The following is a 20,961-nucleotide window of genomic DNA, read 5'->3' on the forward strand; positions in this document are numbered from 1 at the left end:
GGGCGACCATGGGAAAGGGCATTCCTACCTTTTAGCGATAATCTCCCGCACCCCTCTGACGCGTCTCATGACGTCGCCGTAATCGGGGAGGTCGCCGTGGCACCGCCGGACTTTCACCAGTTAGAGCAAGGGGGCGAGGAGCCCGGCAACGGCGCTCTCGTCGTACGGTTCCCGGGGATTCCGTCCCAGGTGGCCAGGGCCAGGGGGCTGGTGACGGCGGCGCTCGGGCGTGATCATCCGCTGTACGACGACTGCGTGCTGCTCACCAGCGAGCTGGCCACGAACGCGATCCTGCACTCCCGTTCGGGTGAGGGCGGCTCGTTCACGGTGTCGGTGCTCGCCGCGGGGTCCCTGGTGCGGGTGCTCGTCAGGGACGGGGGTTCGAGCGGGCCGCCGTGCGCGTGCCGTACCGAGACGCAGGCGACCAGCGGGCGCGGCCTGCCGCTGATCGAGACGCTCAGCCACCGGTGGGGGCTCGTCCGCGAGAACGGCGCGACGTCCGTGTGGTTCGAGTTGCGGCAGGTGATGATCCCCGCGCAACGGTCGGCGGAAGCCGTCTGACCTGCGATCATTCGTCGGCCGATATAGACTCCTTCTCCATATCGATATTGGACACCATCTGATCCGATCTGCTGTGCTCCTCTCCTCTGACGGACGAGAGCAAGGACATGGCATGCGACACCCTCGCCGCCTCACGGCCGCACTGCAAGCGACCGCGCTGACGGTCTCCCTCCTGGCGGGCGGCGCCTACGGAGCGGGCACCGCCTCAGCCGCGACCGCGCCATCGCAGGCGGTGAGCGACGGCCAGGCAACCGCCAGGAAGGAATTGCGCGCGCTGGAGGCCTCCTACAAGGGCCGCATCGGCGCGTACGCCCTGGACACGGCCACGGGGAAGACGATCGCCTACCGGGCGGGCGAGCGTTTCCCGCTGCTGTCCACCTTCAAGGCGATGGTCTCGGCCGCCGCGCTGCACAAGGCCCGCACCTCCGACCCTGGGCTGATGGAGCGGGTCGTCCACTGGACGGCCGACGATCTGAAGCCGAACTCACCGGTCACCGAGAAGCACGTGAAGGACGGGCTGACCGTCGCCGAGCTGTGCAAGGCGGCGATCACCTACAGCGACAACACCGCCGGCAACATGGTGCTGAAGCAGATCGGCGGGCCGGCGGGCCTGACCCGCTACTTCCGTACGCTGAAGGACCCGATCTCCCGCCTGGACCGCTGGGAGACCGAGCTCAACGACTGGACTCCCAAGGACAAGCGGGACACCACCACGCCCGCCTCCGTGGCCCGCGACCTCGGGAAGGTCACGACCGGCGACGCGCTCACCGCCAAGGACCGGGAGACGCTCAACGGCTGGCTGATCGCCAACACGACCGGTGACGCCCGCATCCGCGCCGGCCTGCCCAAGACCTGGACGGTCGGCGACAAGACCGGCACCGGCCCGTCGTACGGAACGGCCAACGACATCGCCATCGCCTGGCCCAAGAAGGGTGCCGCCCCCATCATCCTGGCGATCTACACCAACCGCCCGGCCGCCGATGCCGCCAACGACGAGAAGGTCATCGCCGACACCGCCACCGTCCTCGCCCGCGGTCTGGGCAAGATCTCCTAGCGGGCTAGACGTCGAGGCGGCATAGCCCCTCGGCGAGCGCCTTGGTGGTGAGTCGGGTGCGGCTGTCGCAGCCCAGCTTGGCGAAGATGTGCTCCAGGTGGGTCGTCACGGTGCGGACGCTGAGCACCAGGGCGGCGGCGATCTGCGGGTTGGAGTCGCCGGCGGCCACCCGGGTGAGCACGTCCACCTCCCTGCCGGTCAGCTCGTACGGCAGGGAGCACGGGCGTTCGGCCACCACCGCACCCTGGAGCGAGCCCTGGAAGCCGACGCCGGCCCGCAGCACCCGCACCTCGTGCCAGCGGCCGTCGCGGTCGAGCCAGAGACCGCGGCGGCTCAGCTCGCGCGAGTCGATGAAGGCGCGGGCGAGCCCCACGATGGCCGGTTCGTCCCACAAGGCCGCGGATCTGGCGACGCCGGGGACCTCGCGGCGGACGCCCAGCCGGTCGAAGGCGGCCGCGAGAAACCCGGCGGGCAGCCCCACAGGGTCGATCACGCACCGGGTCAGGTCCGTGACATGCGCCAGCATGGGCGCCACGGCCGCGACCAGCGAGCCGGTGAGCTCGGGGAACGCCTCTCTGGCCGCCAGGTGCAGCAGACCCGTGTAGCGGCCCTCGGCCAGGAAGAGCGGCGCGGTCAGCCCGGCGCGCCACCCGTAAGGGGCGAGATGGCGGCGGAAATAGCGCTCGGTGCCCGGTTCGGGCATCGGCACCGGCGCCCGCGTGGCCATCGCCGTGCGGTAGGCCTCCAACCCGGTGTATTCCTCGGCGGCGTCGCCGTCGATGCGCCGGTGGCCGTCGGAGACGACGCTGTGGTGCCGCCCGCTGGCCGGGTCGAACGCGACGAACTCGTAGGCGTCGACCGGGACCACCCGGCGCAGCGCGGCCATCGCACCGCGCGCGCCGCCACCCCCGCCGCCCGCCGCCTGGTAGCCGATTTCGGCGAACGCCTGCAGTTGGCGGACGTTCAGGGTGATCTCGGCCACGGTTCTTTATATCAGTGCGTGCACGCACGCACCGAGGTCTCCGGCCGCAGTGTGTGCACGCACACACTGCGGTTCCGGCTGCGGCCTGCCATTCCGGAACACCGGCCAAGCGGCACGGCCGAGTTGCCCGCCGATCGCCGCCGTCCAGATTTCTGTACCGAACTGGGCCTTCCTCATTGCGTAAAGGACTCGTAAAGTCCCTTCAAACGCCCTGTCAGGGAGGACACTTGACCGAGCTGAGCGACCGCGACGCGGAGCTGGTGTCGGCCCACGAGCAGGAGCGTCCGGCCCGGCGGTTGACCGGGACGCTGCGGCTCGGCGTGTGGATCGTCGGCGGGCTGCTGTCCGCGTACTCACTGGTGGTGGTGTTCAGGCCGGTCGAGGCGCTGGAGCATCGGCTGACGTTCCTGGCGGTGGCGCTACCACTGGTGTTCCTCTGCTACCGCTCGGGGATCTCGTCGGCGCTCCGGCGGGTACGCGGCGCGGCACCGCCCGCGCAGCCGCCCGAGCAGCCGTCCGAGGAGGCGCGCCGTGACGTGGTCGATCGGCCCGGGGTGGGTGACTGGCTGCTGGCGGCGGCCGCGCTCGCGGTGCTCGTCTACCCGCTGCTCGACATCGACGCCTTCCGCGACCGGGGCTCGGGCGCGGCGCTGACCGGGCTCGACATCGCGGCCGGCCTGGTGCTGACCGTGCTGCTGCTGGAAGCGGTCCGCCGCACGGTCGGCTGGTCACTCACCATCATCTGCCTAATTTTCCTGGCTTATGCCTATTTCGGGGCATATTTGCCGATTGGGTGGACGATTGGCCATCGCGGCTTCGACCTCGCGCAGATCGTGTCGCAGCTCTACACCGGCACCGAGGGCTTCTTCGGCGTCCCCATGCAGGTCGCGGCCAGCTACATCATCCTTTTCACGATTTATGGCGCAGTGCTGGATTATTCGGGCGCGAGCAAGTTCTTCATCGACCTGAGCTTCGCCGCCTTCCGCAAATCCCGCGCCGCCCCCGGCCGTACGGTCACCACCGCCGGCTTCCTGCTCGGCACCGTCTCCGGCTCCGGCGTGGCCACCACGGTCAGCCTCGGCAGCGTCGCCTGGCCGGTGCTCCGGCGGGCCGGCTACCCCAAGGAGGCGGCGGGCGGCATCCTCGCCTCGGGCGGCATCGGCGCGATCCTCTCCCCGCCCACGCTCGGCGCGGCGGCGTTCATCATCGCCGAGTACCTCAAGGTCAGCTACCTCGAGGTACTCGTCTACGCGACGATCCCCACGATCCTGTACTACCTGGGCATCTTCCTGTCCATCGAGATCGACTCGCGCCGCTTCGGCACCCACGCCGTCGCGGTGGACGCGCCGAAGGCGGGCCGGCTGCTGCTGCGCTTCGGCTATCACTTCAGCTCGCTGATCCTCATCATCGTGCTGATGGCGCTGGACCGCTCGGCGTTCCAGTCGGTCGTGATCGCCACCGCCATCGCGTTCGCGCTGTCGTTCCTCGACCCCGAGCACCGGATGGGGCCGAAGCGAACCGCGCAGGCGCTGGCCAAGGGCACGCTGGAGGTGCTGCCCGTGACGGCGGTGTGCGCGGCGGCGGGCATCATCGTCGGCGTCATCACCCAGACCGGGCTCGGGCTCAACCTCAGCGCGATCATCGTGGACGTCGCCGCGGGCAACCTCATCCTGACGACGTTCATGTCCGGGGTCGCGGTCATGCTGCTGGGCCTGGCCGTACCGGTGACCGCGAGCTTCATCATCGCGGCGGTGATCATCGCGCCGGCGCTCACCACGCTCGGCGTCACGTCCGCCGAGGCGTACATGTTCGTCTTCTACTACGCGGTGCTGTCCGAGGTGAGCCCGCCGACCGCGCTGTCGGCCGTCGCGGCGGCCGCGATCACCGGCGGCAACACCTACAAGACGATGATGATGACCTGGCGCTACACGCTGCCCGCGTTCCTGGTGCCGTTCGCGTTCGTGCTCACGCCGAACGGCCAGGCGCTGCTCGGGCAGGGGCCGATCGGCACGGTGCTGCTGATGAGCGCGGTCTCGGCCGTCGCAGTGGCGGCCCTGGCCATGGCGACCGGCGGGGTGACCGGGTGGCCCGAGCGGCTGCTGGCCACCGTGGCGGCCGTGTTGCTGCTGTTCCTCGAACCCGTCCCCATCGTCGCGGGCCTGGCCGTCCTGGCCGTCGCGGCGGCCGTGCACCTCATCAGGAGAAGGAGAGTCCCAGCGTGAAGCGGATCCTTGCGGTACTCGCCGCCACGGCACTGGCCGCCGGGGCGACGGCCTGCGGCGACGTGAGCGGCTCGGGCCACCGGCTGTCGATCGCCACGGGCGGCACGACCGGCGTCTACTACGTGTACGGCGGGGGCCTGGCCAAGCAGCTGACCGACAACATCGCCAACACCCAGGCCACCGCGTCCGTCACCTCCGCCTCCGTCGAGAACATCAAGCTGCTGGCCACCGGAAAGGCCGACATCGCCTTCTCGCAGAGCGACACGGCCGCCGACGCCGTCAACGGGACCGGCTCCTTCACCGCCAAGCAGCCGATCAAGGCCATCGCCCGCATCTACGACAACTACGCCCACGTCGTCATCGCCCCCGGCCTCGCCGCGAGCAAGGTCGCCGACCTGAAGGGCAAGCGGGTCTCGATCGGCCCGCCCAACTCCGGCACCCAGGTGCTGGCCAGGCGCCTGCTGGAGGCGGCCGGCCTGAACCCCGACTCCGACATCTCCAAGCAGCAACTGTCCATCAACGAGTCGGTCCAGGCCGTCAAGGACGGCACGATCGACGCCTTCGTCTGGGTCGGCGGGCTGCCCACGGGCGGCATCGTGGACCTGGCCACCAGCAAGCCGGACATGAAGCTGCTCGACGCCACCGACCTGCTCGCCCCGATGCAGGCCAAGTACGGCAAGGAGTACATCGGGCTCGACATCGACATGTCCCTCTACAAGCTGCCGGGCACCGTCAAGACGGTCGGGGTGGCCAATGTCCTGCTCGTGCCCGACAAGATGGACGAACAGCTCGCGTACGACATCACCAAGACGCTGTTCGAGAAGAAGGCCCAGCTCGCGGCCGTTCACCCCGAGGCGGCCAAGCTCGATGTCAAGATCGGCCAGCAGGTGGAGCCGGTGGCGCTGCACCCGGGCGCGGCCCGCTACTACAAGGAGAAGGGCTGATCCGCCTCGCGCTCGCGCTGGTGACCTTGCTGGCGGCCGGAGCCTCCGGCGCGGGGCGCCCGGCCGTGGACGGGCTGCTCCTGCCTCCGTCCGGCGTGTTCGCGATCGGCTACATCCATTCGATCTACCATGCCCCGTCGGCGGAGGTGTTCACCGTCCAAGGGCGCCGTTTCACCATGCGGGCCGTGGTCTCGACCAGCGGCGGCGTGCTCGACTACTACGCGCTGGACGGCGAACGCGGCCACGCGGCGGGCCTCTGGACGCTCCGCCTGGCCGTCCCCGCGACCTACGACGAGCTGCCGCTGATCGCCACCCCGATCGGGCGCCGGACGCTGATCGCGGGCGGGCGCTGCCTGCCCCTCTACCCCGCCTCGGGAGCCGCGCAGGTACGGCTGACGGTGCGGCTCGCACTCGACGGCCGGGGCGGCCCCTGCCCCCGCGCCTACAGCCAGTCCTTCTTCTTGAAGATCGCGTACAGCGCCACCGAGGCCACGGCCACCATCGCCGACGCCACCCAAACGCCCCAAGGGTGACCCGCGCCCGGGTAGGGCACGTTCATGCCGTAGAAGCCGGTGATCGCGGTCGGCACCGCGATGATCGCCGCCCAGCTGGTGACCCGCTTCATGATCTCGTTCAGCCGGAAACCCTGCTGGGCCAGGCGCGTCTCACGCATGTTGGCCAGCAGATCGCGCAGCGACTCGGTCCACTCCGCCACGCGCACCACGTGGTCGTAGACGTCCTCGTAGTAGGGGGCCATGACCGGGTCGGCGACCACTTCCTGGTCGCGGCGGAGCAGGGTTCCGACGACCTCGCGCATCGGCATGGTGATCTTGCGGAAGCGGGCCATGTTCTTCCGCAGGTCGTACATGGTCCGCTGCAGTTGCCTGCCGTCGATCGGCGCCTCCTCCTCGAACAGCAGGTCCTCCAGGCTCTCCACCCTGGTGTCGAACTCCTGGACCAGGTCGAACTGCCCGTCGACCACGTAGTCGAGCAGGCCGTGCAGCAGGAACGCCACCCCGTGGTCGGCCAGCCGCTTGGCGGCGTCCCAGCGCTTGACCACCTCGCCGATGTCGAAGTGGTCGCTCTGGCGGACGGTGACCAGCGCGTTCTTCGTCACGAAGGCGTTGACCTCGACCGGATCGAGCCGCCCGTCGTCGAAGTGCACCCCGTAGACGGTGATGAACAGGTGATTCTGGTAAATGTCCACCTTGGGGCGTTGATGGTCGGACAGCACGTCCTCGACGGCGAGCTCGTGCAGGCCGAGCTCCTCGCCGACCACGGCGAGGTCCTCCGGTGTGGGCGCGCACAGGTCGAACCAGACGGTGTTGGCCTCGTCCTCCACGTAGTCGGAGACTTCCTCGACCGGGAAGCCCTCCTTCTCCAGGACACCGTTTCGATAAAGGCGGGTATGCACTAGACGAGTCTGGCAAAGCGGATCGCGTTCCGCACGGCCGCTCCCCCGGGATCGTTGTTGAAGTAGACGTAGGCGTCGCGCCAACCGGCCTCCTTGACCCGCTTGGCCCAGGTCTTCAGCGCCGTGTCCCCGTACGACGGCCAGGGGGTGGCCCGCCCTTCGTGCAGCCGCACATATCCCCAGCCGGCGGTGCGCCACAACGGGCTCACCGGCCTGCCGAGCCGGTCGGCCCAGCACAGGGCGGCGTCGCGGGCCTCCAGGATCTCGCGGACCTCGTCCGTCCACCATGACGGGTGCCGGGGCTCGACCGCGAGGCGCACGTGCTTCGGGAAGCAGTCCAGGCAGCGGGCCAGCCGGTCCGGATCGGCCTTCAGGGTCGGCGGGAGCTGCAGGAGGATCGGGCCGAGCTTGTCCTTGAGCGCCGAGGCGGCGTTCATCAGCCGCTCCACCGGCTCCTCCGGATCGGCCAGCCGCTTGATGTGGGTGAGGAACCTGCTGGCCTTGACGGCCATCACGAACCCGTCGAGTGTACGGTCCCGCCAGCCGGCGAAGGACTCGGGTGAGGGCAGACGGTAGAAGGCGTTGTTGCTCTCGACTGTGGGGAACGTCTCGGCGTACGTCTCCAGCCAGAGGCGCTGCGGGACCTCCTGCGGGTAGAGGATGCCGCGCCAGTCTTTGTACTGCCACCCGGACGTGCCCACCAGCGTCGCCATACCCCGGCGCCTACCCGACGGACGGCACCCTATCCACGGTCAGTCGACCTCGGCGTCAGGCGCCGTATCGATGCTCAGTCGACCTCGGCGCTGCCGTCCACCCGCAGCTTGCGCCGGGCCCGCTCGTAGAACGTCGTCCCCATCCGCACCACGTTGGCCGCGTCCGGCATGGCGGCCACCGTGACACGGTCACCGGGGCACAGATGCCCCAGCACCGCCCCGTCCACCTCCACCGCCAGCCGCCCGCTCGTGGGCAGCAGCTCCAGTGTCACCTCCTCGTCGGCGGGCAGGACCAGCGCCCGGTTGAACGACGAGTGGGCGGCGGCGGGCACGACCAGCAGCGCCGCCACCCGAGGCGACACGATCGGGCCGCCCGCGGCGAAGCTGTAGGCGGTGGACCCGGTGGTCGTGGCCACGATCACGGCGTCGGCCGCGTAGCGGACGAACGGATCGTCACCCGGCATGACGGAAACGGCGGCCATGCCATCGCCCGGGATACGCACCAGGGCGATGTCGTTGAACGCGATCAGCTCCTCGGCCCCGTCGAGCTTGGTCCGCACGGCCATGCGCGGCTCGATCGTGTAGCGGTGCCCGTCGATGGCGGACAGCGTGGCGGGCAACTCCGCGATGTCGATCTCGGCCAGGAACCCCAGCCGCCCCAGGTTCACCCCCAGCACCGGCGTCTTTCGCCCGGCGATCAGCCGCATGGTGCGCAGCATCGTCCCGTCACCGCCGAGGCTCACCAGCAGATCGGCCCGCTCGGTCAGCAGGTCGACGTCGACCGGCACGGCGCTGCAGTCGATGCGGCCGACCTCCTCCGGGAGCCCCATGACGGTGACGCCTCTGGCGGCGGCCCAGCTCAGGATGGTGTCGATCGCCTCTTTGGAGTCGCGCTGTGGATGCAGCACCAGCCCGACCGTCCCGACCATACCCATGTGGCCAGCTTAGGGGCCCGGTCACAGGGCCCGACGTCCGCCGCCCGCCCGTACGGTGTGCCGCCGTTCAGACGATGTTGAGCTCCGGTCTGGCCCCGGCCAGGGCGAAGCGACTCGCGTCGAAGCCGCTGACGTCGACGAACGGCGTCCGGTCCAGGTAGAGGTCGCGGACCACCTCGCCGACGGCCGGGCTCATCAGGAAGCCGTGGCCGGAGAAACCGGTGGCGTAGATGAATCTGTCGACGTCCGGGGCGGTCCCGATGAGCGCGTTGTGGTCCGGTGTCACCTCGTACAGGCCGGCCCATCCGGTGGCGATGCCGGTCTCCAGCAGGGCCGGGGCGCGGCGGCCCATGGCCTCGCCCAGCCTCGGCAGCCAGGCGTCGGACCGGTCGAACTTGAACCCCGGCGTCTCGTCGGGATCGGACATGCCCAGCAGCAGGCCGGGACCTTCGCGGTGGAAGTAGAACGTGGTACCGAAGTCGATGGTGAACGTCGTGGGCGGCAGGCCGGGGATCGGCTCGGTGATCAGGATCTGCCTGCGCAGCGGGCTCACCGGCAGGTCGACGCCCACCCAGTCGCCTATGGGACGTGACCAGGCGCCGGCCGCGCAGATCACGGTGTCGGTCTCGATGCGGCCGCCCTCGGTCTGGACGGCGACGATGCGGCCGTCCACGGTATCGATGCCGGTCGCGGCACAGTTGGGCAGCAGCCGCGCGCCGAGCCGGCGGGCCGCGCCCGCGTAGCCGAGCACCACGGACTCGGGCGTGCAGTGGCCGTCGGTGGGCGAGTAGGCGGCGGCGAGCAGGCCGTCGGTGTCGATCAGCGGCGACAGCTGCGCGGCCTCGCGCACCGAGATCATCCTGCTGGGCACGCCGAGGTCGTTCTGGATCGCGACGTTCTTCTCGAACTCCGCCACGGACTCGGGCGAGTCGAGCAGGAACAGGTAGCCCACCTTGTGCAGGTCGATCTCCTGCCCGAAGCGGGCGGCGAAGGTGTCGAAGGTCTCCAGGCTGCGTACGGCGAGCTGGACGTTGACCCGGTCGGAGAACTGCGCCCGCACTCCCCCAGCGGCCTTCGAGGTCGAACCGGAGCCCAGCGGCCCCTTGTCGATGAGGACCACGTCGGTGACTCCGGCCGCGGCCAGCGCGTAGGCCGAGCTGACGCCCATGGCGCCACCCCCGATGACGACCGCTGAGGCCCGCGCGGGCAGCCGGCGTCCGGTTTCGCTCACGGCCACCTCCTTCCCCACTCACTCATGTTTGCGCAGACATCATCGCTCACGCCTCTCGGCGGTCACCGTCCACGGGTCCAGGATCGCCGAACGCCCGGATCCGGAGGAAGCGGTCGAGCACGGTCATCTGTGGGCGTAGCCGAAGAGGTTCTTACGCATGTTGATTCGTGAGCGAGGCGGACAGGAAGTCCGCATGCTCGATTCGCGACTGCCGAAGATCGGATTCATTGGTGTGGGCCGGATGGGTCTGCCCATGTGCGCCAATCTGGCCCGCGCGGGACACCGCCGTCGCCCTCCTGGAGGAACAGGCCGACCTGCGGCTGCGCCCAGGAGATAGGGCGGAAATATACGACCGGCAGACGTTATCCGTACCCGGGCGGCACCGAGCTGCTGAAAGGCAAGCGCGCGCTGATCACCGGTGGCGACTCGGGCATCGGCCGCGCGGTGGCCGTCGCCTTCGCGAAGGAGGGGGCCGACGTCGCCATCGCCTACCTGAGTGAGCACGAGGACGCCGCCCACACCAGGAAGCTGGTCGAGGAGACGGGGCAGCGCTGCGTGCTGATCCCCGGCAACCTGGCCGAGCGCGAACACTGCGCGTCCGTCGGATCAACGGTCTGCGCGGCAACAAGTCGCTCATCGACTACGCCACGACCAAGGGCGCGATCAACGCCTTCACCTACTCGATGGCGCAGAGCCTCGTCGATCGGGGCATCCGGATCAATGCCGTGGCGCCGGGCCCCGTCTGGACCCCGCTGATCCCCGCGACGATGCCGAAGGAGAAGGTCGAGCAGTTCGGCAAGCAGGTGCCGATGAAGCGGGCCGCCGATCCGGACGAGATCGCGCCCTCGTACGTCTTCTTCGCGGCCGAACGGCTGTCGTCGTACTACACCGGCGAGATCCTGGCCCCGATCGGCGGCGAGACGCTACCCGGTTGAGACAGGTGACCCTTGGCCAGATGGCCGCCGACTCAAGCCTCCCTGATGCCTCAGCCGCCGCGCTCCGCTCAGGCCCGGTCGAGCCGCTGGAACAGGCCGTACACGAACCGAGCCCGGTAGTCCGTGCCCTCGTGGGCGAAGTCGACCACCCAATGCTGCGGCGCCGAGCCCTCACCCTGGGCGGCCCCCGGGAAACTCGTCACGACGTCGCCGACGACACACCCCCACGGGACCAGGTCCACGAAGGCGAGCGCCTTGTCGCCGTGGGGACGGATGAACCACTGGTTCCATATCGCGCCGTCAGGCCCGATCAGCGCCTCGAACTCCAGGTCCGGCCAGGACGGCAGCGCCCACCGAGCCACCCGGCAGGTCAGACTCCCGACCGGGGTCGTGCCCTCGTACGACGGCGGACCGAGCATCGTCCGCAACGCGCCCAGGCCCTTCCGGCTACGGACGGAGTGGGCCATCTTGGTCCATTGCGTGTGCGCGGCGCGAAGCTCGGCCCGGGACGCGCCCATGTCCATGAGCGCGTCCTCCACCCGTTCGGCGTTGAGATCACGCATCCGATGCATCAAAGTCAGCTCGAACTGACGAACCCCGAATCCCATGGCCGCCAGCCTGCCAGGCTCGGCGGTCGAGGGCGGGGCTCATTTCCCGATGTCCTCATTCCACAGCGCGGGGTTGGCGGCGATGAAGGCGGTCATGAGGTCGACGCATTCCCGGGAGTCGAGCACCACCACCTCCACGCCGTGCCGGGCGAGCCATTCGTGCTGGCCCATGAAGGTCCGGCACTCCCCCACGACGAGCCGCGGGATGCCGAACTGGCGGATCAGGCCGCTGCAGTACCAGCAGGGCGACAGGGTGGTCACCATGGTCGTCCCCCGGTAGGTGGGCTGCCGCCCGGCGTCGCGGAACGCGGCGGTCTCGCCGTGTACGGACGGGTCGCCGTCCTGGACCCTGCGGTTGCGGCCCCGGCCCAGCAGCGTGCCGTCCGCCGCGAACAGCGCCGCCCCCACCGGTACGCCGCCCTCGGCGAATCCCTTCCTTGCCTCTTCGAGCGCTACTTCTAGCATGTTCCGACTATCCCCACAGGCGGCTGACGGTCACCGTGATTTCCTGACGCAACCCTGACCCGGACGTCGCCAGGCGCTGCCGAACGCGTTCCTAGGCTGTGGCGCATGCGACTGCCGAGGATGACGATCATGCTGGGAGCGGTCGCCGTCGCCGCCGCTTCCTGCGGTTCGCCCCCCGCTCCCATAGTGGCGGACCACGCCGCCGCGCCACCGCCGAAGCAGCTGAAGCGGCGGCCGCACCGGCACGCGCCGGTAGCCGCACGCGTGACCGACGTCTACGCCCACGACCGGCCGGGGATGCTGAGCCCGCGGGTGGAGAAGATGACCCCGCGCGTGTACGTCCCCAACAGCGAGTCGGACACCGTGGACGTCATCGATCCGCGGACCTACCGGGTCGTGCGCCGCTTCCGGGTCGGCGCCCTGCCACAGCACGTCGTGCCCTCCTGGGATTTGAAGACGCTGTGGATCAACGAGAACCAGGGCAACCGGCTCGTCCCCATCAACCCGGTCACGGGCCGCCCCGGCAAGCCGGTGCCCGTGGACGATCCGTACAACCTGTACTTCACCCCCGACGGCTCGTACGCCCTGGTCATGGCCGAACGCAACAACCGCCTCGACTTCCGCGACCCGCACACGATGCGCCTGATCCGTTCCCTCGACATGCCCTGCAGGGGGATCAACCACGGCGACTTCACCGCCGACGGATCGGTCTTCCTGGCCAGCTGCGAGTTCTCCGGCCAGATCGTGGCCATCGACTGGGAACTCCCCCGCGTGAAGAAGGTGATCGGTGTGGGGTCGGGGAACATGCCGCAGGACGTCAAGCTCTCCTCCGACGGCCGGCTCTTCTACGTCGCCGACATGATGGCGGGCGGCGTGTGGATCATCAACGCCACCACGTTCCGGCGGGTGGGCTTCCTGCGCACCGGCGCGGGGGCGCACGGCCTGTACGTCAGCAGGGACTCGCGGCGGCTCTACGTCTCCAACAGGGGCGAGGGAACGGTCTCCGTCGTCTCGTTCGCCACCCGCGAGGTGGTCGAACGGTGGCGGATCCCAGGCGGCGGCTCGCCCGACATGGGCGGGGTGTCGGCGGACGGCAAGCAGCTCTGGCTGTCTGGAAGGTATGACGGCGTCGTCTACGTCCTGTCCACCAGGACCGGAAAGCTGCTCCACAAGATCAAGGTCGGCCGGGGCCCGCACGGCCTGTGCGTCTACCCCCAGCCCGGACGCCACTCTCTCGGCCACACCGGCGTGTTCCGATGATCGGCCCCGGCGCAGGAAGATCTATAGGCGTTGCCGCGCGTCCGCACAGCCGCCCGCGCGATGATGCCGCATGACGAATGCACAGGTCAGGACCCCTTTTCTGGTCGAAGTAGGGCGCAACGGGCGGCTCGTCATGTCCGCCCGAGCGCTGCGGACCTTCGGCTACGGATGCACCAGCGTGCTCCTGGCCGAACTGCTCGCCCAGGACGGCGCCGAACCCTGGCAGACCGGCCTGCTCCTGGCCGTGGCCGCCGCCGGCTCGGTGCTGGCCAGCCTGGTGCTCGGCCTGTTCGCCGACCGCTGGGGGCGCCGGCGCACGCTGATCGCCTGCGGCTGCCTGATGGCCGTCGCCGGCCTGGCGTTCGCGGTCAGTGAGTCCTATCCCGTCCTGCTCGCCGCCGCCTTCATCGGCACGATCTCGCCGTCCACCAACGACAACACCCCGTTCTCCGGGGTGGAGCAGTCCATCCTCGCCCAGACCTGCGCCCCGGTCCGGCACACCCTCGTCTTCACCTGCTACAACGTCACCGCCATGGCGGCCGGCGCCCTGGGCGGGCTGGCCGCCGCCGCGCTGTCGTTCCAGCCGTGGGTGTCGGCCGCCGACGCCGCCTTCGCGGTGTACGCGCTGCTCGCGGCCGGCACCGTACTGCTGTTCTGGCACCTCACACCGGACGCCGAGGCCGCGTCTATTGAGAAGTGCCAGACCGGGCCCCGGGTACGGGTGCCCAGGCCGGTTCGCCGCCTGGCCGCGCTGTTCGCCCTCGACGCCTTCTCCGGCGGGATGGCCGTCCAGGCCATCCTGGCCTGGTGGTTCGCCCACCGCTACGGGGCCACCACCGCGCAGCTCGGCCTGGTGTGCTTCGCCGCCAACCTGCTCCCGGCCCTCGCCCAGCTCACCGCGCCCCTGCTGGCCGCCCGGCGCGGGCTGCTGGCCGCCATGCTGCTCCCCCACCTGGCCGCCAACCTGCTGCTGGCCGGCATCCCGTTCGCCCCGACCCTGGGTGGCGCGGTCACGCTGCTGCTGCTCCGCCAGACGGTCTCCAAGATCGACGTACCGGCCAGGCAGGCATTCACCGCCGCCGTCGTACCCCCTGCCTACCGGACGACCGCGGCCAGCATGACCAGCCTGGCCCGGAGCATCGCCGTGTCCGTCAGCCCGCTCGCCGCCACGGCCCTGCTCACAGGCACCCTGGTGGCGCTGGGCGCGCCCCTCATCGTCGGCGCCGTGCTGGGCATCGGCTATGACATCACGCTCTGGTGCGCGTACCGGACCGATCCCGCGACGGAGACCCTCTGAGCGCTCATCCGTCTCTCTTCGGCGTACGGGTGCCGCGCAGTTCGGGCATCCCCTGGACGAGGAGCAGGCAGGGCGGGATCACCAGCACCAACCCAGCGGCGCCCAAGAGGACGGCGTGGTCGCCCATGAGGTTCGTCAGTGGCCCGGTCAGCGCCTGGCCGAAGGGCATGAGGCCGAACGTGCTGAGCCAGGCCAGCGAGGTGATCCGCCCGATCAGATGGTCGGGCACCTCCCGGTACATCGCGACGTCCCAGGTGAGGGCGTACGTCTCGACACCGAAGCCGGCCACGAGATAGCAGCAGAAGAGCACCCAGACGGAGGGGGCGAAGAGGAGCGCCAGCGGGACCAGCGCGTACAGGGACATCGACCACATGGCCACGACGCCCGGCCGCCGCGGCTCCCAGGCCATCATCGTGATGCTGCTGATCAGACCACCGGCGCCGTAGAACGCGAGCGCCGTGCCGTACGCCGCGTACGACCCGAAGGCCTCCCGGCTGATCAGCGGCAGGAGCACCTGGCTCGGGGCGATCACGAACATCAGGCTGACGGGCGAGAACAGCAGCAGGGCCGACAACCACGGCCGGCGCCCCGCCTCGGCGAATCCCAGCAGCGCCTCACCCAGCAGCGAGCGGCGTCGCACCGGCGTCCACGGTGGTTCCGGCACCCGGCGGAACACGGCCGCGCCGACCGCGAAGACGACCCCGGCCAGCACGAACGGGAGCGCCTCGCCACCGCTCGCCAGTTGGGTGCCGACCACGGGCCCGGCGATGACGCCCAGGCGCGTACAGATGTTGACGAGGGCCCGGCCGGACACGCGCTGGTCTTCCGTCAGCGTGCCCGCCAGCATCGCGTTGAAGGCGGGCCGGATGAACGACTCCGCCGCGCCGACGGCGAAGAGAACGGCGGCCAGTAACCAGGTGGAAGGACGCTGTCCGAGGACGAAGACCGGGACGAGCGCCGCGACGGCGTCCGCGGCGAGCATGATCATCAGAATCCGCCGCCGGGGAAGGCGATCGGACCAGACGCCGCCCACCAGGAGCAGGCACAATGACGCGATGCCCTTGGCGGCGAGCACGGAACCGACCGCGGACGCGTCGCCCCTGGCATTGAGCACCGAGACGGTGACGGCGATCGCGAGAACCTGCTCGCCCAGCACGAAGCCGAGCTGCGCCGAGGCGAGCAGCCGGAAGGCGGGATTCCGAAGGACCGCCAGGTTGATGTTCGGCCGACGGGGGGCTTGTGCGGGCGTCATAGGCGGGCTTGACGAGGGTCTCGTGCGGGCGTCATCGGCGGGCCTATCGCTTGCGCGCCACCCCGCACAACGCGTCCACCCGCTCGGTGGAGTCCTGGAACGGGTCGGGATCGGGACGCCACTGCGGCAACGACACCACGCCGGGCGCCACGAGGTCCATGCCGTCGAAGAAGGCGGTGATCTGCCCCTCGTCGCGCAGGTTGTAGGGCACGCCGCCGCCCTCGTTGTAGTTCTCCTGGGCCTGGTCCAGCGCCTGGCCGGTGACGAGGTTGACGCCGTCCCACAACGCCAGGTAGCTGCCGGGGGCCAGGCGCTCCATCAGTCTCGTCACGATCTCCGTCGGTCCCTCGTCGTCACGTACATAGCCCATGATGCCCATCAGCATGAGCGCCACCGGCCTGCTGAAGTCCAGGGTCTTGGAGGCACCAGCCAAGATCGCGTCCGGGTCGCGTAAGTCCGCTTCGATGTAGTCGGTGGCGCCTTCGCGGGTGCCCACGAGCAGGGCCTGTGCGTGCACCAGCACGAGCGGATCGTTGTCCACATAAACCACTCGGCTGGTCGGGTCGGCCTGCTGCGCGAGTTCGTGGGTGTTATCCACGGTGGGCAGCCCGGTGCCGATATCGAGAAACTGACGTATCCCCTGCTCCCGGACCAGATAGCGGACGATGCGGGCCAGCAGATGCCGAGACAGTTGAGCGATCCTCACGATTTCCGGGAACTCTTTGCTGAACTCATCACCGGCCTGGCGGTCGACCGGATAGTGGTCCTTGCCGCCGAGCCAATAGTTCCACATCCGTGCAGCGTGCGGGACAGATGTGTCGATATGCCGGTGAATCGGCGAGCCCTCTACAGGCGATTCGTCCGCCACGAAACCCTCCTCTAATGTCGCCTCCGTGGTTACTGAAACCTAGTGGCCGCGCTTTACCCGCGCTATACCGCGAAGGACGATAAAGTTGGATATTTCCACATGAAGTGGCGGGGCAGTTCCTCAAGACCGGGCGAGGTCGGCCACCCTCAGCGATGATGGAACCGAACAAGTGCACGGTGAAGAAGGAGCCGCGGGAGGGACCGACAGGAAATATGGTGTCTCAGCTGTCTCATGTGACAAGATGATGACGATCGCGGCGTGGCGATTTGCCGAATTGGGAGCATAAATGCCGACTCCTCGGGGCAGTGGCGACTCGACGGAAATCTCAGGCGACGCAGGGCAGCGTTCCGGGCCGACGGCCTTGCGGATGCTGGTCGGCGTACGTCTGCGTCGGCTGCGCGAGTCCCACGGAATCACCCGCAGTGAGGCGGGGTCCGCCATCGGCTGCTCAGCGTCCAAGATCACCAACTTGGAAGGCGGACGGATCGGCCTCCCGCTCGGCGATGTGGCCGACCTGCTCAGCCTGTACGGAGTCGACGAGGACGAACGCCAGATCGTGCTGGCGCTGGCCGTCCAGGCCAATGCTCCTGGCCGGTGGCAGGACTACCGAGACGTGATCCCCGACGAGTTCGAGGCGTTTCTCGGGCTGGAGCAGGACGCCACGGTCATCCGCACCTACGAGGACCAGCACATCCCGGCCCTGCTCCAGACCAAGGACTATGCCCGAGCCGTCATCGCGCAGAGCCACGAAGGCGGCGACGCCGAGCTGATCGAGCGCCGGGTCGCCCTGCGGATGCACCGCCAGCGACTTCTGCTGCCACCCACTCCCCGTACGTTATGGGTGGTCATGGATGAGTCGGCGCTGCGCCGTCAGGTCGGCGACAGCGCGACGATGCGCGCCCAGATGGAGCATCTCCACGAGATGGTCAAGCTGCCGCACGTCACCCTCCAGGTGCTGCCCTTCGTGCACGGCAAGGGGGTGGACCCCTTCACCGTCCTGCGCTTCGCCGAGGCGGACCTGCCTGACGTGGTCCATCTGGAACAGACCGCCGACGCCCAGTACCTCACCAGGGACGCCGACGTCCGGCCGTACCGCCATCTGCTGAACCAGCTGAGCGTCTACGCGCAGCCGGCCGGGGCGACCCCGGAGATCCTCCAGCAGATCATCGGCACGCTGTGGTCGGCGCCGTAACCGCGCGAGGCGGTCAGGGCTGACGCGGTCGACGCGCCTTGATACGGCGGGCCGGGGACGGAGCGTCGAACCCGGCTTCGCGTGATCGCCGTTCCTTCTCCGGCCGGAGCGCGCGGCGGGTGTGACACCATCGGCCTTCGCGTGCGCGTTCGCCCGGCCGGAGTACGCGGCGGGTGTGACACGATCGACCTGACACCGGGCAGGCCAGGGCGTCGTGGTGGAAGCTGGAGAGAAAGTCATGAACCGGGCACCAGGCATGGTGGATGTGGCACGCGAAGCCGGCGTGTCGCACGTCACCGTGTCCCGCGTCCTGAACGATCACCCCTCGGTCCGGCCGGAGACCCGGGCCCGGGTCGAGGCCGCCATCGAGAAGCTCGGCTATCGCCGTAACAGCGTGGCCCGCGCGCTCAAGAGCCGCCGGTCCTCGACGATCGGCGTGGTCCTCGCCGGGGCCGAGCTGTACGAGCTGCCCCGCGTCCTGCGCGGCGTACAGGCCGCGGCGCAGCGGGCCGGATACTGGCTCAACCTGGCCGCCTGGCAGGGCGGCACCACCAAGGACCTGACCGAGACGCTGCAGCGGCTCACCGACCAGGCGGTGGAGGCCATCGCGGTCATCGCCGACCGGCCCATGGTGATGGACGCCCTGGCCGACATCGTCACCGGCGTGCCCATGTCGGTGATCATGTCCGGCAACGTGCCCAATCCGGATGTCGGCTTCGTCGAGCTCGACCAGGAGCTCGGCGCGCGGCTCGCCGTGCGGCACCTGCTGGAGCTCGGGCATCGCCACATCGTTCACCTGACCGGCGCGCTGCGCACCTTCGACGCCCGCGAACGCGTCGAGGGCTGGCGGGCCGCGCTGGCCGAGACGCCGGACGCCCACGGCGAGTTGCTAGAGGGTGACTTCACCGGCAACAGCGGCTACCGGCTGGCCCACTACCTTGTCACCCGCCGTACGGGCGAGCTACCGACGGCGATCTTCGCCGGCAACGACCAGGTGGCCATGGGGGTGCTGGCCGCCTTCGCCGAACTCAGCGTCAAGGTGCCCGACGACATCTCGCTCGTCGGATTCGACGACATCGCCGGAGCGGCCTACCTGGTGCCCGCGCTCACCACGGTCCGCCAGGACTTCGTCGGTCTCGGCGAGCGGTCCATCCAGCAGGTGCTGCGCATGATGAAGGGCGAGCCGGCGTCCTCCGAGCGGATCGCGCCGGAGCTCGTGGTCCGGCGCAGCACAGCGCCGCCCCGGCAGTCGCACTAGCGCCGCGCCAACTGGCTCGCCGCCGCCCCGGCCACCGCGCCAACGCCACGCTTTGCCGCCCCTGCCGCCGCGCTGACTAACCCGCCGTCCGCGGCACGCTGGTCTGCTCGGCGTGGGGCTGGTAGTCGAACCAACGTGCGTAAGCCCGCCCGTCGGTGGAGCGGCCGTTGCCGGTCGCGTACAGGCCGAGGTAGACCCCGACGAACCCGCCCGCCCGCTCGGTGCTCAAGCAGGACCGCTCAACGTCGCCCAGGCTGACCCATTGGCCGGTGTCAGCCTCCTTAAGGCGAAAGGCGTAGCGAACCTCGTCTCCCTCGACCGCCAGCACCACCTCGCCCGTCGCCACCGGTACGGACGCCAGGCGGGTGCTCGTACCGGCCTGGCGCACGGTCAGCACCACCTGAGCCCGCCCACCCCCGTCCACGGTGAGGGCGAGGGTGGCGTGGTGGTCCTGGTTCTGGAAGACGGCGAGTCCGGCCTCTTCCGCCGGATGCGCAGCGGAGAAGCTGATGTGCGTCCGCGCGTCGAAGCGGACATGCTGCTGGCGCCGGCCGAGGAAGGTGGGCACACCGGTGGAGCCGAGCGACTCGGCGGCGAGGACAAGGCCAAGGCCGCCCCCGTCGGCCGAAGGGCTGATGCGGTCGTCGACGGGTCCCCGGAGGCTGTTCCACTCCAGGCCCAGTACCGGCGCGTCGAACCGCACCCGACCCGATCCCGCAGAGGCACCATCACCCAGCCCTGCGGTGGCGATCGACGGCAGCCGTTCCGACAGCCGCACGCCCCCCGCCTCCGGCGCGAAGACCGGCCCATGAGCACCCCAGGCGACGGGCACCAGGAACACCTCGCGACCCAGCGTGTGCGTCCCCTCGATCGGCCGGACCCCGAGCGCCACGGCCCAGGTCTCGCCGTCGGGGGTGTCCACCAGGTCGACGTGGCCGACGTTCTGGACGGGCTCGGCCGAGCCTCGGTGCCGGTGGGTCAGCAGCGGGCTGCGCGGATCGGTGACGTACGGGCCGGTGATGGCACTCGAACGGGCCGCGGTGACGCTGTGGTTGCTCTCGGTCCCGCCTTCGGCGGCGATCAGGTAGTACACGCCGTCACGCTTGTACAGATGGGGCGCCTCCACCCACGCCCCGCGTACCGCGCCGTGCCACAGCACGTGGGTCGGGCCGACGAGCTTGAGCCGGTCGAGGTCGAGCTCGCGCATCCACAGCTCACCGGGGCCGCCGCCGGTCGGCTGGCGGGCGTCCCGGCAGGCGGTGAACCAGCACCGGCCGTCGTCGTCGAAGAACAGCGACGGATCGATGCCTTCGGCCTCCAGCGGCACCGGGTCCGACCACGGCCCGGCCGGGTCGTCGGCGGTGACGACGAAGGTGACGCTGCCCTGCCGATTCCTGGCCAGGGTGGAGACCACGTAGAACCTGCCGTCGTGGTGGCGGATGGTCGGCGCCCAGATCCCGTCGGAGACGTCCAGGCCCTCCAGCGACAGCGGGCTCGGCCGGTCGAGTACGTGCGTGAGCTGCCGCCAGCTCACCAGGTCCCGGCTGTGGAAGAGGGGAATGCCCGGGAAGTAGGCGAATGATGAGGTGACCAGGTAGAAGTCCTCACCGGCCCGGCAGATCGACGGGTCCGGATAGCAGCCGGGCAGAACCGGGTTGCGGAAGGTGGGCACGGGGGTGGACTCCGAAGCTGTGTCGGCTCTGTTACGAGCGTGGGGCTTGACAGGATGACAACGTTAACATCAGGTTAGTTCCCAACGCACGACCCGGC

20 protein-coding genes and 1 pseudogene are annotated in these 20,961 nt (G+C 69.8%); 11 read left to right on the top strand and 10 right to left on the bottom strand.

Annotated elements, in window-relative coordinates:
* The first annotated feature begins 96 nt into the window (after window positions 1-96).
* Together AB0L53_RS00845 and bla are read left to right on the top strand one after the other, a co-directional pair.
* On the top strand, window positions 97-561 hold the full coding sequence (locus AB0L53_RS00845) for an ATP-binding protein (protein WP_363988452.1): 465 nt from the start codon (window positions 97-99) through the stop codon (window positions 559-561).
* Between the two features lie 112 nt (window positions 562-673).
* On the top strand, window positions 674-1,615 hold the full coding sequence (gene bla, locus AB0L53_RS00850; protein ID WP_363988455.1) for a class A beta-lactamase: 942 nt from the start codon (window positions 674-676) through the stop codon (window positions 1,613-1,615).
* Window positions 1,616-1,619: 4 nt separating this feature from the next.
* Here the strand turns inward: bla and AB0L53_RS00855 are convergent, their stop codons facing one another.
* On the bottom strand, window positions 1,620-2,597 hold the full coding sequence (locus AB0L53_RS00855) for a LuxR C-terminal-related transcriptional regulator (protein WP_363988458.1): 978 nt from the start codon (window positions 2,595-2,597) through the stop codon (window positions 1,620-1,622).
* A gap of 227 nt (window positions 2,598-2,824) precedes the next feature.
* Here AB0L53_RS00855 and AB0L53_RS00860 point away from each other — a divergent pair, with 227 nt between their 5' ends.
* The 3 genes from AB0L53_RS00860 to AB0L53_RS00870 are packed head-to-tail and all read left to right on the top strand — an operon-like array spanning window position 2,825 to window position 6,296.
* Complete coding sequence (locus AB0L53_RS00860; RefSeq protein WP_363988461.1) at window positions 2,825-4,819, top strand: TRAP transporter fused permease subunit; 1,995 nt, start codon at window positions 2,825-2,827, stop codon at window positions 4,817-4,819.
* The gene (locus AB0L53_RS00865; RefSeq protein ID WP_363988464.1) at window positions 4,816-5,763 is read left to right on the top strand and encodes a TAXI family TRAP transporter solute-binding subunit; all 948 of its coding nucleotides are present in this window, start codon (window positions 4,816-4,818) and stop codon (window positions 5,761-5,763) included. The genes AB0L53_RS00860 and AB0L53_RS00865 overlap by 4 nt, the downstream gene beginning before the upstream one ends.
* Before the next feature lie 20 nt (window positions 5,764-5,783).
* Window positions 5,784-6,296: a DUF1850 domain-containing protein gene (locus tag AB0L53_RS00870; RefSeq protein ID WP_363988467.1), complete on the top strand. Its 513-nt coding sequence runs from the start codon at window positions 5,784-5,786 to the stop codon at window positions 6,294-6,296.
* Here AB0L53_RS00870 and AB0L53_RS00875 read toward each other — a convergent pair.
* The 4 genes from AB0L53_RS00875 to AB0L53_RS00890 all read right to left on the bottom strand — a co-directional run bounded on the left by AB0L53_RS00875 (window position 6,206) and on the right by AB0L53_RS00890 (window position 10,056).
* Complete coding sequence (locus tag AB0L53_RS00875; RefSeq protein ID WP_363988470.1) at window positions 6,206-7,177, bottom strand: magnesium transporter CorA family protein; 972 nt, start codon at window positions 7,175-7,177, stop codon at window positions 6,206-6,208. The two genes, AB0L53_RS00870 and AB0L53_RS00875, sit on opposite strands and share 91 nt — an antisense overlap.
* Window positions 7,177-7,890, bottom strand: a complete 714-nt coding sequence (locus AB0L53_RS00880; protein ID WP_363988473.1) for a DUF72 domain-containing protein — start codon at window positions 7,888-7,890, stop codon at window positions 7,177-7,179. The genes AB0L53_RS00875 and AB0L53_RS00880 overlap by 1 nt, the downstream gene beginning before the upstream one ends.
* Window positions 7,891-7,964: 74 nt before the next feature.
* A complete protein-coding gene (locus AB0L53_RS00885) occupies window positions 7,965-8,825 on the bottom strand; it encodes an NAD(+)/NADH kinase (RefSeq protein ID WP_363988475.1) in 861 nt (286 codons plus the stop codon).
* Window positions 8,826-8,892: 67 nt separating this feature from the next.
* Complete coding sequence (locus tag AB0L53_RS00890; protein ID WP_363988478.1) at window positions 8,893-10,056, bottom strand: FAD-binding oxidoreductase; 1,164 nt, start codon at window positions 10,054-10,056, stop codon at window positions 8,893-8,895.
* Window positions 10,057-10,249: 193 nt separating this feature from the next.
* On the opposite strand from AB0L53_RS00890, the gene AB0L53_RS00895 reads away from it, so the two are divergent.
* A complete protein-coding gene (locus AB0L53_RS00895; protein WP_363990308.1) occupies window positions 10,250-10,393 on the top strand; it encodes an NAD(P)-binding domain-containing protein in 144 nt (47 codons plus the stop codon).
* Window positions 10,390-10,991 (top strand): annotated as a pseudogene (locus AB0L53_RS00900) (SDR family oxidoreductase). The gene AB0L53_RS00895 and the pseudogene AB0L53_RS00900 overlap by 4 nt, the downstream one beginning before the upstream one ends.
* 68 nt (window positions 10,992-11,059) lie before the next feature.
* On the opposite strand, the gene AB0L53_RS00905 reads toward AB0L53_RS00900, so the two are convergent.
* Window positions 11,060-11,554 (bottom strand): hypothetical protein, encoded by a 495-nt coding sequence (locus AB0L53_RS00905; RefSeq protein WP_363988480.1) that lies wholly within the window; start codon window positions 11,552-11,554, stop codon window positions 11,060-11,062.
* Between the two features lie 84 nt (window positions 11,555-11,638).
* On the bottom strand, window positions 11,639-12,064 hold the full coding sequence (locus AB0L53_RS00910; RefSeq protein WP_363988483.1) for a nucleoside deaminase: 426 nt from the start codon (window positions 12,062-12,064) through the stop codon (window positions 11,639-11,641).
* Between the two features lie 105 nt (window positions 12,065-12,169).
* On the opposite strand from AB0L53_RS00910, the gene AB0L53_RS00915 reads away from it, so the two are divergent.
* Both AB0L53_RS00915 and AB0L53_RS00920 read left to right on the top strand, forming a co-directional pair.
* Complete coding sequence (locus AB0L53_RS00915) at window positions 12,170-13,324, top strand: YncE family protein (protein WP_363988486.1); 1,155 nt, start codon at window positions 12,170-12,172, stop codon at window positions 13,322-13,324.
* 70 nt (window positions 13,325-13,394) lie between these two features.
* Window positions 13,395-14,621, top strand: a complete 1,227-nt coding sequence (locus AB0L53_RS00920; RefSeq protein ID WP_363988489.1) for an MFS transporter — start codon at window positions 13,395-13,397, stop codon at window positions 14,619-14,621.
* A 4-nt stretch (window positions 14,622-14,625) separates the two neighbouring features.
* On the opposite strand, the gene AB0L53_RS00925 is transcribed toward AB0L53_RS00920, so the two are convergent.
* Together AB0L53_RS00925 and AB0L53_RS00930 are read right to left on the bottom strand one after the other, a co-directional pair.
* Window positions 14,626-15,873, bottom strand: coding sequence for an MFS transporter (locus AB0L53_RS00925; protein WP_363988492.1), 1,248 nt, complete (start codon window positions 15,871-15,873; stop codon window positions 14,626-14,628).
* Window positions 15,874-15,916: 43 nt separating this feature from the next.
* Entirely contained in the window at window positions 15,917-16,741 is an 825-nt protein-coding gene (locus tag AB0L53_RS00930) for an SAM-dependent methyltransferase (RefSeq protein ID WP_363988495.1), read from the bottom strand.
* A gap of 286 nt (window positions 16,742-17,027) precedes the next feature.
* Between AB0L53_RS00930 and AB0L53_RS00935 the strand changes: the two genes are divergently transcribed.
* Together AB0L53_RS00935 and AB0L53_RS00940 are read left to right on the top strand one after the other, a co-directional pair.
* Complete coding sequence (locus tag AB0L53_RS00935; protein WP_363988498.1) at window positions 17,028-17,933, top strand: helix-turn-helix transcriptional regulator; 906 nt, start codon at window positions 17,028-17,030, stop codon at window positions 17,931-17,933.
* A gap of 238 nt (window positions 17,934-18,171) precedes the next feature.
* Window positions 18,172-19,191: a LacI family DNA-binding transcriptional regulator gene (locus AB0L53_RS00940; protein WP_363988501.1), complete on the top strand. Its 1,020-nt coding sequence runs from the start codon at window positions 18,172-18,174 to the stop codon at window positions 19,189-19,191.
* Window positions 19,192-19,267: 76 nt separating this feature from the next.
* On the opposite strand, the gene AB0L53_RS00945 is transcribed toward AB0L53_RS00940, so the two are convergent.
* On the bottom strand, window positions 19,268-20,863 hold the full coding sequence (locus AB0L53_RS00945) for a glycoside hydrolase family 43 protein (protein WP_363988503.1): 1,596 nt from the start codon (window positions 20,861-20,863) through the stop codon (window positions 19,268-19,270).
* Window positions 20,864-20,961: the final 98 nt, after the last annotated feature.

Origin of the sequence: Nonomuraea sp. NPDC052129, from assembly GCF_040680095.1 — a bacterium.
Taxonomy (GTDB): domain Bacteria; phylum Actinomycetota; class Actinomycetes; order Streptosporangiales; family Streptosporangiaceae; genus Nonomuraea.